8 protein-coding genes are annotated in these 16,314 nt (G+C 75.9%); all 8 read right to left on the reverse strand.

Annotated features, from left to right (window positions below):
• Positions 1-54: 54 nt before the first annotated feature.
• Positions 55-1,401, reverse strand: a complete 1,347-nt coding sequence (locus FMEAI12_RS12360; protein ID WP_112106136.1) for an acetyl/propionyl/methylcrotonyl-CoA carboxylase subunit alpha — start codon at positions 1,399-1,401, stop codon at positions 55-57.
• Complete coding sequence (locus FMEAI12_RS12365) at positions 1,398-2,021, reverse strand: biotin/lipoyl-containing protein (RefSeq protein WP_112106137.1); 624 nt, start codon at positions 2,019-2,021, stop codon at positions 1,398-1,400. The genes FMEAI12_RS12360 and FMEAI12_RS12365 overlap by 4 nt, the downstream gene beginning before the upstream one ends.
• Positions 2,018-3,844, reverse strand: coding sequence for an acetyl-CoA carboxylase, carboxyltransferase subunit beta (gene accD, locus FMEAI12_RS12370; RefSeq protein WP_112106138.1), 1,827 nt, complete (start codon positions 3,842-3,844; stop codon positions 2,018-2,020). The genes FMEAI12_RS12365 and accD overlap by 4 nt, the downstream gene beginning before the upstream one ends.
• On the reverse strand, positions 3,841-5,493 hold the full coding sequence (locus FMEAI12_RS12375) for a PfaD family polyunsaturated fatty acid/polyketide biosynthesis protein (RefSeq protein WP_112106139.1): 1,653 nt from the start codon (positions 5,491-5,493) through the stop codon (positions 3,841-3,843). Before FMEAI12_RS12375 ends, accD begins: the two co-directional genes overlap by 4 nt.
• Positions 5,487-7,763, reverse strand: coding sequence for a beta-ketoacyl synthase (locus tag FMEAI12_RS12380; RefSeq protein ID WP_112106140.1), 2,277 nt, complete (start codon positions 7,761-7,763; stop codon positions 5,487-5,489). Before FMEAI12_RS12380 ends, FMEAI12_RS12375 begins: the two co-directional genes overlap by 7 nt.
• Positions 7,760-14,470, reverse strand: a complete 6,711-nt coding sequence (locus tag FMEAI12_RS12385; protein ID WP_112106141.1) for a type I polyketide synthase — start codon at positions 14,468-14,470, stop codon at positions 7,760-7,762. The genes FMEAI12_RS12380 and FMEAI12_RS12385 overlap by 4 nt, the downstream gene beginning before the upstream one ends.
• Positions 14,471-14,660: 190 nt before the next feature.
• The gene (locus FMEAI12_RS12390; protein ID WP_071063216.1) at positions 14,661-15,317 is read right to left on the reverse strand and encodes an SGNH/GDSL hydrolase family protein; all 657 of its coding nucleotides are present in this window, start codon (positions 15,315-15,317) and stop codon (positions 14,661-14,663) included.
• Positions 15,314-16,312, reverse strand: a complete 999-nt coding sequence (locus FMEAI12_RS12395) for an alpha/beta fold hydrolase (RefSeq protein ID WP_112106142.1) — start codon at positions 16,310-16,312, stop codon at positions 15,314-15,316. Before FMEAI12_RS12395 ends, FMEAI12_RS12390 begins: the two co-directional genes overlap by 4 nt.
• Between the last annotated feature and the right edge of the window lie 2 nt (positions 16,313-16,314).

A 16,314-nucleotide genomic window follows, 5' to 3' on the forward strand; every position in this document is an offset into this window, starting at 1 on the left:
CGACATCAAACGGCGAGAAGGGTGAGGGCCCCTGCGCCGGTGTCGGTTCTCTGGTCAGCGGGTCAGGGACTCGATCAGGACGGTGTCGTGTTCGGCGGCGACGAAGCGGGGGTGGTCGAGCAGCTCGCGCAGGAAGCCCGTGGTGGTGACGACACCGGGACCGTCAGCGTGCAGCTCGTCGAGCGCACGGCGCATCCGGGCCAGGGCCCGCGGGCGGTCAGGGGCCCAGACGACCACCTTCGCCACCAACGAGTCGTAGTAGGCCGGGATGCGGTACCCGGGGGCGGCGTGCGTGTCGACGCGGACGAACGGGCCGGCCGGGACGGTGAACTCGGTGAGCGAACCCGGCGCGGGGGCGAAGTCGCGACGCGGGTCCTCGGCGTTGATCCGGCACTCGATCGACACCCCGCGCGGGTCGACGTCGTCCTGGCCGTAGCCCAGCGGCTCGCCCGCGGCGATCCGGATCTGCTCGGCGACCAGGTCGAGCCCGGTGACCATCTCGGTGACCGGGTGCTCCACCTGCAGCCGGCAGTTGACCTCCATGAAGTAGAACCGGCCCGCGCCGTCCACGAGGAACTCGAAGGTGCCCGCGCCGACATACCCGCTGGCCAGGGTGCCGCGGACGGCGGCCGCACACAGCGGCTCGACGATCTCGGCCGGCAGGGCCGGCGCCGGAGTCTCCTCGACCAGCTTCTGGTGCCGGCGCTGCAGCGAGCAGTCCCGGGCGCCCAGGTGGACGGCCGCGTCGTGCGCATCGGCGAGCACCTGGACCTCGACGTGCCGCGCCGAGGCCAGGTAACGCTCGACGTACAGGCGGCCGTCCCCGAACACCGCCTGGGCGGTGGAGCGGGTGTGCCGGTAGGCGCGCTCGAAGCCGTCCGGATCGTGCACGACGCTCATCCCGCGCCCGCCGCCGCCGGCCGCCGCCTTGATGATGACCGGGTAGCCGATCTCGGCCGCCACCTGCGCGGCCTGTTCGGGGTGGTCGGGGGTGTCCCGGCTGCCGGGCAGCAGGGGCAGCCCGGCCTCGGACATGATCCGACGGGCGACGGCCTTGTCACCGAGGCGGGCCATCACCTCGGCCGGCGGGCCGATGAACGTCAGGCCCTCGGCCGCGCAGATCTCGGCGAAGTCGGGATTCTCGGAGAGGAACCCGTACCCGGGGTGGACGGCGTCGGCGCCGCGGATACGGGCGGCCTCGACGACCGCCGGGATGTTGAGGTAGCTGTCCCGGGACGGCCCCGGGCCGATCTGGACGGACTCGTCGGCGAAGGAGACGACGGCGGAGTCCCGGTCCGCCGACGAGTGGGCGGCCACGGTGGCGATGCCCAGCTCGCGGCAGGTGCGCGCGACCCGCAGCGCGATCTCCCCGCGGTTCGCGATCAGGACCTTCTTGATCACGAGGTCCCGCCGGTGGACGTGGCGACGTCGAGGGTGAGCAGCGGTTCGCCGTACTCCACCGGGGTGGTGTCGGCGACCAGGATCTCCCGGACCCGCCCACCGCGCTCCGCCTCGACCGGGATCATCAGCTTCATCGCCTCGATGATCCCGACCTGCTGGCCGGCGACGACGGTGTCCCCGGGGCGGACGAACGGGTCCGCGCCCGGCTCGGGCGCGTGGTAAAAGACGCCGACGGTGTGTGCCGGGATGACGAACGCGAGTGCGTCGTCGTCCGCCGGACCGGCCGGTGCCGCGGCACCAACACCGGCGTCAGCGCCCGACGCGGCGGAACCGTTGGTGTCGCTGGGCGCGGCGCTGACTGAGCCGAGACCGCCGGAGCCGTTGGCCTGCGAGGGCGTGCTGTGTTGACCGGGACCGTCGGAGCCGGTGGCCCCGCCCGGCCCGGCCCAGTCGACCTCCAGGGAGACGTCGCCGACGGTCACCCGCACCCGGCTGACCGGCCGCGCGCCGCGCGCGCCGACCTCCAGCGCCTCCTGGCGCAGCACCGCCAGCACCGTGCCGATGTCACCGTGCCCGTTCGCCGTCGTCGTGGACCGGCCGTTGGCCGTGGACGTGGTCATGACGCGCGCCTCGCATCGTCGAGATCGGCATGGGTCCGTCCCGCGCCGAGTGGTGGACGTGCCGCCGGGACGACGGGAGCCGGGGCCGGGGTACCGAAACGGCGGAACCGGGCCCGTCGGGCCGTCACCAGCGTCGGCGGGTCCAGCGGCGTCAGCTCGGCGAGCGCGCCGGTGAGAGCGGCCCGCAGCGCGTCGGCGGCGGCCAGAGGGTCGACGTCCGCGCCGCCGTCGGGCTCGGGGACGACCCCGTCGACGATCCCGGCGGCCAGCAGCGCGCGGGCGTCGACCCGCAGCGCCGCGGCCGCGTCCGGCCCGGCCGCCGGGTCCTTCCACAGGATGGCGGCGCAGCCCTCGGGGCTGATCACCGAGTAGATCGCGTTCGCGCACATCAGCACCCGGTTGGCGACGGCCAGGGCCAGCGCCCCGCCGCTGCCGCCCTCGCCGGTCACGACGGCGACGACGGGCACGGGCAGCCCGGCCATCACCCGCAGGTTCTCGGCGATGGCGACGGCCTGCCCGTTCTGCTCTGCCTCGATGCCGGGGTGCGCGCCGGCGGTGTCGATGAGGGTGATCACCGGCAGGCCCAGCTTGGCGGCCAGCCGCATCACCCGCGCGGCCTTGCGGTAGCCGCCGGGCGAGGGCATGCCGTAGGAGCGGGCGGCGAGCTCGGTGGCGGTGTGGCCCTTCTGCGTGCCGATGACGACGACGGGCGTCCCGTCGAGGCGGCCGAGCCCGGCGACCATCGCCGGGCAGTCGGTGGCGGCCCGGTCGCCGTGCAGCTCGGTCCAGTCCTCGACCAGCGCGCCGATGTAGTCCAGCGTGCTGGGCCGGCCCAGCCTGCGGGCGAGCCGCACGGCCTCCCACGGATGGCGGTCCGCCAGCCGCGCCGGATCCCGCACCACACCGTCACCGCCGTGGCTTGCGCCGCGGCTGTCGCCGGCACCGCGCCCGTCGCCAGCGCTGTGCCCGTCGCCGGGCGTGACCGGCGCGGTGCCGGGGCGGCGGGTGGCGACGCCGAACAGACGGGCCAGCGTCGGGCGCAGCTGCGCCCGCGGGCTGATCAGGTCGACGACGCCGTGCGCCAGCAGGAACTCCGCGGTCTGGAAGCCGGGTGGCAGCGTCTGCCGGATGGTCTGCTCGATCACCCGCGCCCCGGCGAAACCGAGCCGTGCCCCGGGCTCGGCGACGATGACGTCGGTCAGCGTCGCGAACGAGGCCGCGACCCCGCCGAACGTCGGGTCGGTGATGAGGGAGACGGTGAGGATGCCGGCCTCGTCGAGTTGGCCGATCGCCTGGGCCGTCTTCGCCATCTGCATCAGCGACAGCGCGCCCTCCTGCATCCGCGCGCCGCCGGAGGCGGTCACCAGCAGCAGCGGGGTGCGCTCGCGCAGCGCGATCTCACAGGCGCCGGTGATCGCCTCGCCGACGGCGGCGCCGAGGCTGCCACCGAGGAAGCGGAAGTCCATCACCGCGGTGACGACCGGGGCACCCTCGATCCGTCCACGGGCCACCACGACCCCCTCGGGCAGCCCGGTGGACGCCCGCGCCGAGCGCAGCCGGTCGGCGTACGGGCGGGTGTCGACGAACTGCAGCGGGTCGGCCGCGGTGACCGGGGTGTCGACCACCTCGACGGAGTCCTCGTCGAGCAGCAGTGCGATCCGCTGCGTCGCGGTCAGCCGGGCGTGCCAGCCGCATTCGGGGCAGACGTGCCCGCCGCGGGCGAACCGCCGGCCGTAGATCATCCGGCGGCAGCCGTCACAGACGAGCCATTCCGCCGTCCCGAGATCCGCCTCGGGCCGTTGCCGGGTTGCCGATGCTGTCATGGTGCCTGCTCTCCCGGATCGGAATCTGGTCGCGGCAGGTGCGGCCGCGGCACGTAGGTCGTGGCGAGCGCCGGCAGCCGGACGCCGGCCTGGGCCAGCGCGGCGGCCCGGCTGGTGAACGCGGCGCCGCGCATCAGCTCGGCGGCGATCACGGCGGCGTGCCGGTTCGCCAGCGGCTCGAGCGCGCTGGCGCGCACCCAGGTGTTGAAGGCGCCCATCGCCGGGCCGCACCAGATCTGGTAGTCGGCGACCCGGTCCGGGACGCCGGTGATGCTCCAGCCCGACGACAGGCCGAGATACCAGCGGAAGACCAGCGCCATCCGCCGCTTCGGGCTCTCTCGGGCGCGTTCGATCTGCTCGGGGTCGCGGGTGCTGAAGAAGGTGACGGTGTCCGCCCAGACCTCGTCGAGGGACCGGCGGAAGATCCGCTGTTCCAGGCCGGCGCGCTCGTCGGCGGGGATCTCGTCGAGCCCGTCGAAACGGCGGTACAGGTCGTAGAGCCGGCGGGCCTTCGACGCGAACATGGTGCCCCGGCCGAGCACCTGGACGTCCGCGCCGATCTCGAACATGTCCGCCGACGGCGCCTGGACGCAGTCGGTGACCCCGGCCTGCGCCAGCAGCGTCTTGGTGGCCGGCGACTGCGCCGCCTCGACGGAGGCCTGGTTCACCGAGCCGGTGACCACGTAGTCGGCGCCGAGCGTGAACGCGGCGGCGACGGCGCGCGGGGTGCCGAGCCCGCCGGCCGCCCCGATCCGCACCGTGCGCGCCCCGGAGTCGCGGCGCAGGCTGTCGCGCAGCGCGAGCAGCTCGGGCAGCAGGACGGGCAGCGGCCGGCGGTCGGTGTGCCCGCCGGAGTCGGCCTCGCCGGTGATGTCGTCGGCCATCGCCACCGTCGCCGCCAGCTCCGCCTGCTCGGCGCTGACCAGCCCCTGCTCCACCAGCGGACGGACCAGCGCGGCCGGCGCGGGCCGCAGGAACAACTCGGCGACCTCGGTGCGCGACACCTTGGCGACGACCCGGTTGTCGGCGACGACCCGGCCGTCGGGGCCGCGGCGCAGCCCGGCGACCCGGTAGCGCACCACCTGCGGGGTGAGGTCCAGGAACGCCGACGCCTCGACGCAGCGCACCTGGTGGCGCAGGCAGGCGTCGACGACGTCGCGCTCCATCGCCGCCTCGGTCGGGCTGTGGATCAGGTTGCAGCCGAACGCCAGGCCCGGTGCCCGCCGGCGGATGTCGGCCAGCGCGTCGTCGACCCGGGCGGCGACGACGCCGGCCGCGCCGAACGAGGCCAGGAAGCCCGCCCGGGCCAGCGCGACGACCAGGTCGGCCGACGCGATGCCGTTAGCCATCGACCCGGCCATGTACGCCTGGGCGACCTGGTGGTCGCGGCGGAACGCCGGGGCGCCGAGGCGCTCCGGCGGCAGCGGGCCGACCGCGGCCAGGACCCGCCCGGCCGCCGCGGCGACCCGCTCGTCGCCGGTGACGCCGAGCCCAGCCGCGTCCTGCACGACGTAGCAGGGCCGCTCCAGATCGGCGAGCACCCGGTGGATGTCGGCCGGCCGCCGGGCGAGTGCCCCGGCCGCGCCGGGGTGGGCCGTGGCCGGCCGGGCCGCCGCGGGGCGGGGGGCGGGCGCGACCGGGGTCACCATGACGGCGCGCCCTCGTCACGCAGCTCCACGGCCACGTCGATCAGCTCGTAGATGCGCATCGTCGGCTTCCACAGACTCGCGTCGGCGGTGACGCGGACCCGTCCGGGCCGGTGGCTGACGTCCTTGATGTGCACCTCCAGGGTGAACGTCCCGTCGGTGGGCAGGAGCTGGCCGCGGTACTTCCACTGCAGGGGCACGCCCACGGGCAGCACGAACCCGGGCCGGGTGAGGCCGGCGAGGTGCCCGGCGTCGATGACCCACTCCTGCATGGCCTGGATGACCGCCTCCACCCCGAGCGAGCCGGGGATGACCGGGTCGAGGTAGAAGTGCCGGGCGAAGAACCAGTCCGCCGGGTCGATCGGCCGCACGGCGCGCAGGTAGCCCTGCCCGAACCGGCCGCCGCCGTCCACCACCTCGACGTCGTCGAGCAGCGCCAGGTGGCCGCGGGCGCACAGCGGCGCGGCCGGGTCGGCGCGGCGGGCGGCCACGTCGATCATCCGGATCGGTGGGCGCTCCCGTTCGTCGAGCGCGTCCAGCCAGGTCGGCTCGAGGCGGCCGCCGTCCAGGCCGGTCTGGCGGGCCAGCGCCGGGGCGTTGAAGTAGCCGAACATCGACTCGCCGGTGTAGAACGGCTCGCCGTCGACGGCGAGGGAGTAGGAGAAGTCCTGCAGGGCCGTGCCGGGCATCGGGTTGGTCGACAGCAGCGTCGAGTGCTGGCGGATCGTGGCGTCGCGCAGGTCGACCTCCCGCAGCACGGTCGCGCTGCCGCCGAGGTTGCGCAGGCTGTAGTCCTCCGCCGGCTCGGCCAGCGTGGCGCCGAGGTAGTAGCCCAGCATCAGCGCGGCCTGCAGGCTGGTCTCCATGTAGACGCAGTTCGGCATGGACGCGTTCGCCGTCTCGGTGAAGTACCAGCAGTCGGCCGCCGCGTCGTACTCGGTGACGTGCGTCGCCCCGCCGCGCAGGTCACCGCGCCGCGAGTCCATCGCCATCACCCGGTCGACGAGGCGCAGGCCGCCGCCGGGCAGCCGGGTCGCACGTCGCCCCCGGTAGGCGGCGAACTCGGGCCCGAGGCCGACGCCCTGGTCGCCGCGTGCGCAGTGGGCCATGTGGAACTCGCTGAGCAGCGCCCGCTCGCCGGCCGCGGTGCGCCGGCCCAGGAACGCGGTGACGGCCCCGCCGTGGTCGGCGCCGACCGGCGCGCCCGGCCGCTCCCGCACGGTGACCGCGACGTCGCGGACCTCGGCGACCAGCCGGCCGCCCGCGTGGACCAGCGCGCGCACGGCGAGCCAGGGCCGCGGGATCAGGTCGATGGCGGTGACGTCGAGGACGAGCTCGCCGCCGGTGCCGTCCCAGCCCCCGCCGTCGGCGGTGAGGGCCACCGTCGGGGCGGGCGGCCGCGCGCCGGTGCGCGGGCCGCCGTCGGCGTCCTCGGCCGGCGGGCCGGCGACGAACCGGGCGTCCGCCAGGCACAGGTGCAGGCCGGCGTAGAGGGCGAACACCTTGGCGGCCTGCGCGGCCGCCGCCTGGAGCGCGTCGGCCAGCGAACCGGACCCGGCCGCTCCGGCGAACGAGCCGGGCGCGGCCGTGCCGGGCAGCGCACGCAGCCCGGCGTGCAGCGAGCCCGCGGTGCGGCTCCCGCCGCGCAGCCGCAGGTCCGCCACCCAGGTGAGCAGGGCCGCCTCGCCGGGGTCGGTGAGCCGAACGTCCGGGTTGACGCCCTCCTGGTCGTAGGCCGGGCCGAAGACGCCGGCCACCTCGCCGCGGCTCAGCGCGGCCAGGTCGGCGTCGGTGAGCTCCCGGCGCCCGGAGCGGGCGAGCGGCTTGAACGCCGCCTCCGTCGCGACCGGATCCGTCGGCGCGACGTCCGGAGCAACCGGCCCGGCCGCCACAGCGGGAACGCCCGCGGCCGCGGCGGCCGGCGGAAGGACGAGCGCCTGCGAGCCGGCTGCCAACGGCCGGCCGGGACCCGCGAGAGTGAGCCGGGTGAGCGCGAGCTGCGCGTTCAGTGCCGACTCGTGGGCGGCCACCACGACCGCGCGCACCTCGCGGACGACATCCGCGATCCGCGGTGCGGGGCCGGCCGCCGCCGCGGCGGGTTGCGGAGCCGTGGGTGGTGCTGGCGTGGGTGGTGCTGGCGTGGGCGGCGCCGCGGCTGTCGGTCCCGTGGCGGTCAGTCGCAGGCTGTCGAAGGGCTCCCCGTCGAACGACAGCTCGTCGTCCTCCGCGACGAACGGTGTCGCGAGTGCCGGTCCGGTCATCTCGACTGTCATGCGGACACCTCCTTCTTGTGCCAGCTCGCGGTGCCCTCGGCGAACTTCGCGGCCATGTCGGGCGTCCCGACCATCGCCACGTCGTGCAGGCGGACGAGGATCCGCCCGTCGCGCCCAACCGCGGTCACCCGGCTGGTGACCCCGGTGTCACGCACCGCCGCGCCGTCGATCACCACGGCGAACGGCTCGCCGGCGGGCAGCGGCGCGCGGTAGTCGATCCGGCCGACGGCCAGCGGCAGGCATGCCTGGCCGGTCAGCCACCGGCCGAGCACGGACGGGCCGTGCAGCAGCAGGTCGGCCAGCACCGGGTCGTGCAGGGCGCCGGCGAACGCGCCCCGGCCCACCTCCGCGCCGTCCAGGCGGCATTCGACGACCAGCCGGTCGTCGCCGCGCGCCACGATCCGTCGGATGCCCTGCAGCAGTGGGCCGTGGAACAGCGTCGCGCCGGTGTAGATCTCCAGGCCGTCCTCGGGGCCGGGCGCCGTCCACTCGGCTTCGAGTCGGGGCCAGTCCTCGACCTCGGCGGGAGCCGGCGGGGCGGCGGCGAGCACCAGCGTGGCGGCGTAGCGCGACAGCCCGGCCGGCAACGCGCCGGGGCTGCGCACGCTCGCCTTCACGACGACCCGTCCGCCCGTGCCGGCGCCCTCGCGCTCGGCCGCCGCGGTGTGCGCCTGGAACGCCAGCTCGCCCGTCCCGTCGAACACGACTCCCTTGTGGACGTCGAATCCGCGGACCTCGACCACCGTCAGCCCCGGGTGGGCCCGCTCGACCACGTTGACCAGCCAGCCGAGCCCGAACGTCGCCGGCAGGACGGGGAAGCCGCCTACCTGGTGGTCCCGGATGACCGGGTGCTCGGCGATCTCGCGCAGCTCGCGGCGGGCGACCAGCGCCGGGGCGGGGCGGACGTCGGACCCGCCGGTCAGCGCCTCGGCGGAGCCGACCAGGACGCACACGTCGTCCACCCGGGCCGGCTCGAACTGCTCGGCGAACGCCTCGGCGCCCGCCGTCCGGTCGATCAGGGCGACGCCGCGGGAGCGGAAGAGCTCCCGCAGGTCGGCGTCGACCATGCCGCCGTCCCAGGCGCCCCAGTCGATCGCGGTGACGTGCCGGCCGCGGTCGGCGTGCTTCCAACCCGCGGCGAGGCGGCCCAGCGCCTCGTTCGCCGCGGCGTAGTCGGCCTGGCCGGGGTTGCCCATCAGCCCGGCCACCGAGGCGAACAGCACCAGGTGGCGCAGGGGCGAGCCCGGCCCGTCGCCGAGCGCGTCGAGGACGTTGCGCAGCCCGGTCAGCTTGGGCGTGAGCACGCGGCGGACCGCGTCGGGCGTCTTGGCGGTCAGCGCGCTGTCGGCCAGCGCGCCCGCGCCGTGCACCAGGGCGGCGGCGCGGCCCCGGTAGGGCTCCAGCGCGGCGCGCACCGCGTCCCGGTCGGCGATGTCCACGGCCAGGTACTCGCCGTCGGAGCCGGCCGCGGTGAGCGCGGCCAGGGTGTCCCGGATCTCCCTGCGGGCCAGGACGTCGCGGCGGGCCGCCTCGGCCTGGCGGGGCGTCGGGCGCGGCCCGCCAGGACCGGCCTGCGCGGCCAGGGCCGCCGCGGCGGCGGCGAGCAGGCCGCCGTCGGCGACGCCGGTCGCCCACTCGGGGTCGCTGTCGGCCGCCGTGCGGCCGAGCAGGACGAACCGGGGCCGGGTCCGCGCCGCGAGGGCACGCACGCAGTCCGCGGTGACCCCGCGTGCCCCGCCGGTCACGACGATGATGTCGTCGGGGCCGAGGACCGGGAGGGCGGCGCCGGTGCCGGCCTCCCGGTCCTCGGCCTGTGCGGCCCGGTCGCCGAAGGGCCCGGGCCGGACGGTCCAGCGCGCTCCCGTCGCGTCCAGGCCTACCTCGGCCAGGTCGGTCGCCGCGTCCCACAGCTCGGTGAGAACCAGCTCCGCGACCGCGGCCGGGACGTGGGCGGGGTGGAGGTCCAACGCGCGGCAGAACAGCGCCGGCTCCTCGCGCAGCAGCGTCTTGACCACCCCTGCCGCACCGCCGACGAGGCGCTCCACCGCCGGCACGTCGCCGCGCAGTCCCAGGCCGCCGTCCAGCCGGGTGACGGCGCAGAACGCCGCCCGCCCGCCGCGCGCCGCGGCTCGCGACAGCGGCCCGGCGGCGTGCTTGGCGACCAGGACGGTGTCGGCGAGCCGCCGGATCCCCGCCGCCCAGGCGCCGTCGCCGCCGTCCGCGGCGATCAGCAGGGCGCACAGGTCGACGGCACCGTCGCCACCGAGCGCGCCGGCCAGGGCCTGCTCGACCTCGGCCGCGTCCCACCCGTCGAGCGGGTCGGCCTGGTCGGCGCCGTCGCCGGCCGTCCCGCCGTGGCCGGGCAGCCGCACGGTGCGGACGGCGAACCCGCGGGCGGTCAGCCCGTCGGCGAGTGCCGTCAGCTCAGGCGCCGGCGCGTCGTGGCCGGTCGCGTCGATGAGCACGGCGACCGGGTCGGCGCCGAACGGGGTGGCGTCCAGGATGTCGACCGGCGCCGCCGGCACCAGCTCGACCGGCCGGTGGGGCAGTACGGCGTCATCGCCGTGGCCGGCGGCGTGATGACCGTTCAGGCCGGCCGTTCCGGTCGGCTCACCTCCTTTCGGCTGATCTCCTTTTGGGGAGGTGCCGTTCGGGGCGCCGTCCGGGGCCGGGTTCACCGGACCCAGGGAGGTGAGGACGTAGTCGGTGATGTGGTTGAGGGTGCGCATTTCGGCGAGGGTTTCGGGGCCGGCGCTGGGGAGGGTGGGGAAGTGCTCCTGGAGGGCGCCGAGGATTTGGACTCGTTTGATGGAGTCGACGCCGAGGTCGGCTTCGAGGTCCATGCCGGTGTCGATCATTTCGGCGGGGTAGCCGGTGCGGTCGGCCACCACCCCGAGCAGCGCGGTACGCACCCCGGCCTCATCCGGCCCAGCCGCCGGCCGAGCCTCAGCCCCCTCTGAGGATGTGTGGCGGGTGAGTGAGTCCATGGACTCACTCACCCGCCACACATCGGCGGGGAGTGGGGCAGCGGCCGGTATCAGGGTGCCGGGCTGGTGGGGATGGTGGCCGTTGCCCGTCGGTTGAGCGGGTACCGCGACAGGGCCGGCGGAGTCGGCGGGCACCGTCGCGGGTGCGTCGGCGATCACCGGGGCGGGCACAGCGGGCGCGGCGGGCGGCGGTGCGAGGGCGGCCGGCCCGGCGGCGCTGGTGGAACGGGGGGCGAGCCCCACCCGGGCAGGCGCACCTGCTGCCGGCGCTGCCGGGGCATGCCCGCCTGCCGCGAGCTCGAGGCCGGCCAGCGCGGCGAGGACCTCGTTGGCGTGGACGTGTGCCCGACCCGCCGCGAGGCTCTGGTCCCGGACCTGCTCGACCGCGGCGGGCACCCAGCCGGCCTGGTCACCGTTCTGGGCGCCGTCGCGCAGCAGGCCCACCAGCTCCTCGGTGACCCGGAGCTGGCCGTCCAGGTAGCGCCCGTGCAGGTCGAGGTGCAGGGCGACGGCCTCACTGACCTCGGCGCCGGCCGGACCCGCGCCGAGCGCCGCGGCCGCCGGAACCGGCGCGGAGCCTGCGGGCCGGCCGGCGGCCGCGGGTGACCCGGCCACCGCGGGAACCGCGGGCAGCTCGGCCGCCGCCGGCGCGGCCGCGGGGAGCGCGGGCTGCGGGGCCGAGGTGAGCGCGGGCTGCGGGGCCGGAACCGGCTCGGCCGGGGCGGCGGGCGGCGTGGCCACGGCCGCCGGCCCGCCGTTCATGGCCGCCGCGACCGCGGAGACCTGGAAGCCGTCGGTCAGACCCGCCTGGTAAAGGGCCCGGCGGGACTGCGGCACGTACTCGGCGCCGGTGAGTGTGACCGTCATCGCCGCGCGCCGCGGCTGCTCGGTGTCGCCCTCGGCGCCGGCCGTCGCGTCGTGGCGGTTGATGTCCGCCAGCGGCAGGCCCAGCACGGCGAGCTGCACCGCGGCCTGCTTGAGCACGACGTCGCCGTCACGCAGCGGGCCGCCGTCGGTGGAGACGACCGTGACCGGCGCGTCGTCGAGGATGCGCCGGGTGAGCTGGGCCAGCACCTGCTTGGGGCCGAACTCGACGAAGATGTTGCACCCGGCGGCGCGCATCGCCGTGACCCCGGCGACGAAGTCGACCGGGGCGAGCAGCTGGCCGGCGAGCACGACCCGGTTCGAGTCGGCGTCGGGGCCGTAGGCGGCGCCCGCCGTGTTCGCGTACACCGGAGCGGCCGGGGCGCCGATGCGGGCCTGCGCCAGGTCCTGGGCGAACCGCTCGACCGCGTGGGCGACGTAGCGGGTGTGGAACGCGGCCGAGACGGGCAGCAGCCGGCCGGTCATCCCGCGCCGGGCCAGCTCCTCGACCACCGCCTCCACGGCCTGTGTCCCCCCGCCGACGACCACCTGGTCGGGGGCGTTGTTGTTGCACACGACGACGTCGGGGAAGTCGGTGAGGATCTCGGTGATCTGCTCCCGGCTCGCCTGGACGGCGGCCATCGTGCCCGGGTCGCCGCCGGCGGCGTTCCCGTCGCCGGCGTTCCCGCCGGTGGCCGGGTCCGGGGGCGCCATCGCGGCGCCGCGGGCCCGGGCCAGCCGGAAGAACTCGGTGTCGTCGAGGGCGCCGGCCGCCCACAGGGCGGTCAGCTCGCCGAAGCTGTGGCCGAGGTAGCCGGCGCAGTCCAGGCCGAGCTCCCGCAGGTAGCGGAACTGCCCGGCGGACAGCGCGCCGATCGCCGGCTGCGCGTACCGGGTGGCCCGCAGCCGTGACTCCTGCTCCTGGCGAACCTGCGGGTCCAGGACGGGCGGCGGGTACATCACGGCGGCCAGCCGCGCGTCGTCGTCGGCGAACACGGCGTTCGCGTCGTCGAGCGCCTGCGCGACGGTCGGGACGCCGAGGGCGGCGTCCAGGCCCATCTCCAGGTACTGGCTGCCCTGCCCGGCGAACAGCGCGCCCACCCGCGGGTCGGGCAGCGCCCGGCGGCGGTAGTACACGCCGGCCGGGTGCGTCCACTGCTCGGCATCGGGCGCCGCGGCCAGCTGCTCGAGCGCGATGCGGCGCAGGTCCGCGCCGTCGGCGGCCCCGCCGTCGGGGTTGGCGGCCGGGGTGACGAACCCGACCCTGGCATGGTCAGCGGGGATCAGTCCGTCGGTGGAGATCAGTCCGTCGGCGGGCGGCTCGCCGGCGGCGAGGGCCGCGCGCAGCGCCGCCGGGTCGGGCGCGTGCCACAGCCAGGCGCGGGCGGTGCGGTGCAGCAGGCCGGTCGCGGGCCGCTCAGCCCGGTGCTCCTCCAGCACGACATGGAAGTTCGTCCCGCCGAAGCCCATCGCGGACGCCGCCGCGCGCCGCACCGGGCGCCGCGGGTCGCGGACCCACGGCCGGGTGTGGGTGTTGACGTACAGCGGGGTGTTGTCGTCGGCGAGCGGGCCGCTGGGCCGTTCGACGTTGATCGTCGGCGGCAGCGTCTTCTGGTAGAGGCTGAGCGCCAGCTTCATCAGGCTGGCGGTGCCGGCCGCGCCCTTGGTGTGCCCGATCTGCGACTTGACACTGCCGATCGCGGCGAAGCGGGCCTCGTCCCCGGCGGCCTCGCGCAGGATGGCGTCCAGCGCGGTCAGCTCGGTGCGGTCACCGACCGCGGTGCCGGTCGCGTGCGCCTCGAACAGCTCCACCGAGGCGGGCGAGCAGTCGGCGTCGGCGTAGGCGCGGCGCAGTGCGCGTTCCTGGCCCTCGGCCCGCGGCGCGTAGATGCTCTTCGAGCGGCCGTCGCTGGCCGAGCCGATGCCGCGGATGACCGCGTAGATCCGGTTGCCGTCGCGTTCGGCGTCGGCGAGGCGGCGCAGGGCGAGCATGCCGATGCCCTCGCCGATGAGCGTGCCGTCGGCGCCCTCGTCGAACGGGCGGATCCGGTCGGACTTCGACAGCGCCTGGGTCTTGCTGAAGCACATGTACCCGAAGATCGAGTTCTCGGTGTCGGCTCCACCGGCGATCATCATGTCGGCGCGGCCGTCGACCAGCTCGGCGATCGCCATCCGCACCGCGGAGAGCGAGGCCGCGCAGGCGGCGTCGACGGTGGAGTTCATCCCGCCGAGGCCGAGCCGGTTCGCGATCCGCCCGGCGGTGACGTTCGCCAGCAGACCGGGGAAGGAGTTCTCCTCCCAGGGCGCGAACGCCTCGGCGTAGCGGGTGGCGATGGCCTGCGCGTCGTCCTCGGTCAGCCCACAGGCCCGCACGACCTCGCGCAGCACCGGCGTCGTCAGCCGGGCGGCGAGCGGGTGCATCAGCGGGACGGGCCCGGTCACACCGAGCACGACGCCGGTCGAGTCGGCGTCGTACCAGTCCGCCCCGTCAGCGGAGTGTGCCGAGCGGGCGCCGGCGTCGCGCAGCAGGTCGCGCGCGACGACGAGGCTCAGCGTCTGCAGGGTGCTGGTGACCTCGAGCTGGTTCGGGGGCAGCCCGAACTCCAGCGGGTCGAAGGCGACGTCGGGCACGAACCCGCCGCGCCGGGAGTACGTGCGGTCCGGCACGGTCGGGTCGGCGTCGTAGTAGTCGTCGATGTTCCAGCGACTGGCCGGGATGTCCTCGATGCAGTCCCGGGCGTCGACGATGTTCTGCCAGAACTCCCGGAAGTCGTGGGCGTGCGGGAAGAGGCCCGCCATTCCGACTATGGCGATGGGAGTGTCGGCCAGTCGCCGAGGCGGTCCGCTCTCGCTCACGATGACCCTTTCGGAACGTAAGTTCGGCTGGTTTCGGGCGCGCCGGACCAGCCGGACCGGCCGCACGGGCCGGGCTGGCTGGACGCGCTGTGCTCGCTGGACGTGCTGTGCTCGCTGGGCGTGCTGTGCTGAGCTGGGTGCGCGGGGCGGGCCCGAGGGGGTGGTGGCGTTGGTGGGGCAGGTCGGTGGATCAGTAGGACAGCAGCCCGCCGCCCGCACCGGCTCCGACACCCGCCGGCTCGCGGCCGACCGGCGCCATGCCGGTGTGGCGGCCGAGATGGTCGGCCATGGTCTCGGCGAAGTGGCGGTGCCCGGCCGGGTTCGGGTGCAGCCCGTCCGGATCCCACAGCGCCCGGCCGCGCCACTCGGTGGCCGCGGCGATGTCCAGGCACACGGCGCCGGTGGCGGCCGCCGCCTCCTGCAGGTAGGCGTTGGCCTGCGCGAACCGGTCGCGCAGCAGCGCCCGGAAGGACGCCGGGACGGCCAGGTTCCCGGGGATGTCGGGATAGGTGGCGGTGAACAGCACGGTGTCCGGGCCGGCGAGCCGGCCGAGGACCGCGGCGAGGTTGCGCCGGAACCGGGCCGGCTCGTAGTCGCTGACCAGGTCGTTGACCCCGCCGATGACGCCGATCACGGTGGCCTTGGTGACCAGGGCGGCCGGCACCTGGTGCTCCAGGATGTGCCGCGTGGTGGCCTGGTGGGTGCCGAGGTTGCGGTAGCCGCCGTGCGGGATCCCGAACAGCTCGGCGAACCGGGGCACCCAGCCGGCGTAGCCGCCGCCGGGCCGCGGGTCGCCGCGGCCCTCCGCGAAGCTGTCACCCAGGACCGTCAGCCGTGTCCTGCTCATCGCCCGTTCCCCTCTCCGCCGGCCTGCTCGGCGGGCAGTCGCCCGCTGGTGATCCAGCTCGCCGCGGCCCGGCCGATGACCGCGCTGTCCTTGATCCAGGCGAAGTGGTCGCGGTGGGCGACCCCGGAGGACTCCACGACGTGCCACCGGGTCAGCCGCGCCGCGGGCATCCGCGAGCAGAGGAAGTCCACGTTCGAGCTGGGACCGAGCCGGTCGTCGTCCAGCGAGATCGCCAGCACCCGCCGGTCCAGCGCGCGCAGCGCGTCGTCGTGGCGCCGCGTCGAGCCCCTGGGACGGCACCTGCTCGTCCGGGACTGGCGCGCCCAGTCGACCATCACCTGGCTGGCCATCGCGCCGCCGATGAGCATTCCGCCGGGCCAGTACCCGCGCACCCGGGCGACCAGGCCGATGGTCTGGATCTTCCAGAACGCCTCGAACCAGTTGCGACGTCCGAACGCCTTCCAGTACGGGGTGCCGGTGCCGATCGTCACGACGCCGGCGATCTCGCCCGGCGCGGCCGCCGTGTGGAAGAGGGCGAGCTGACCGCCGAGGCTGTGGCCGAACAGGTACAGCGGGGCCCCGGGGAAGCGGGCCCGGACGGCACCGACGGCCGCGGGCATGTCGACCTCGATCAGCTCGCGGTAGCCGAAGTTCGGCTGCTCGCGCAGGCCGGGCGTGCTCTCGCCGTACCCGCGCTGGTCGAGGGTGGCCACCGACAGGCCCGCCGCGAACAGCGCCCTGGCCATCGGCAGGTAGAACTTCGCCTTGAGGGCCATCGCCGGCAGCAGCAGCACGACGGGCGCCATCGGGTCGGGCTGCGCCATCGCCCGGACCATGAGTGTGATCCCGCTGGAGACCGGCACCGGCACCTTCTCCGGGCCGGCGGCCGCGCTCGGACGGGCGGCACCGGCACCGGCATCGGTGCCGCCGCTGGGAGCGGTGGGCGGTGCGGCTCCGGTGGGGTCGGCGGGGGTCGTCGACTCGGTGGTCGGCATCG

The sequence above is a fragment of the Parafrankia sp. Ea1.12 genome, assembly GCF_900465275.1.
GTDB lineage: Bacteria > Actinomycetota > Actinomycetes > Frankiales > Frankiaceae > Parafrankia > Parafrankia soli.

Coding starts and splice junctions, on each gene's coding strand:
- FMEAI12_RS12365 (WP_112106137.1), bottom strand. CDS start 2,021: ATGACCACGTCCACGGCCAACGGCCGGTCCACGACGACGGCGAACGGG.
- accD (WP_112106138.1), bottom strand. CDS start 3,844: ATGACAGCATCGGCAACCCGGCAACGGCCCGAGGCGGATCTCGGGACG.
- FMEAI12_RS12375 (WP_112106139.1), bottom strand. CDS start 5,493: ATGGTGACCCCGGTCGCGCCCGCCCCCCGCCCCGCGGCGGCCCGGCCG.
- FMEAI12_RS12380 (WP_112106140.1), bottom strand. CDS start 7,763: ATGACAGTCGAGATGACCGGACCGGCACTCGCGACACCGTTCGTCGCG.
- FMEAI12_RS12390 (WP_071063216.1), bottom strand. CDS start 15,317: ATGAGCAGGACACGGCTGACGGTCCTGGGTGACAGCTTCGCGGAGGGC.
- FMEAI12_RS12395 (WP_112106142.1), bottom strand. CDS start 16,312: ATGCCGACCACCGAGTCGACGACCCCCGCCGACCCCACCGGAGCCGCA.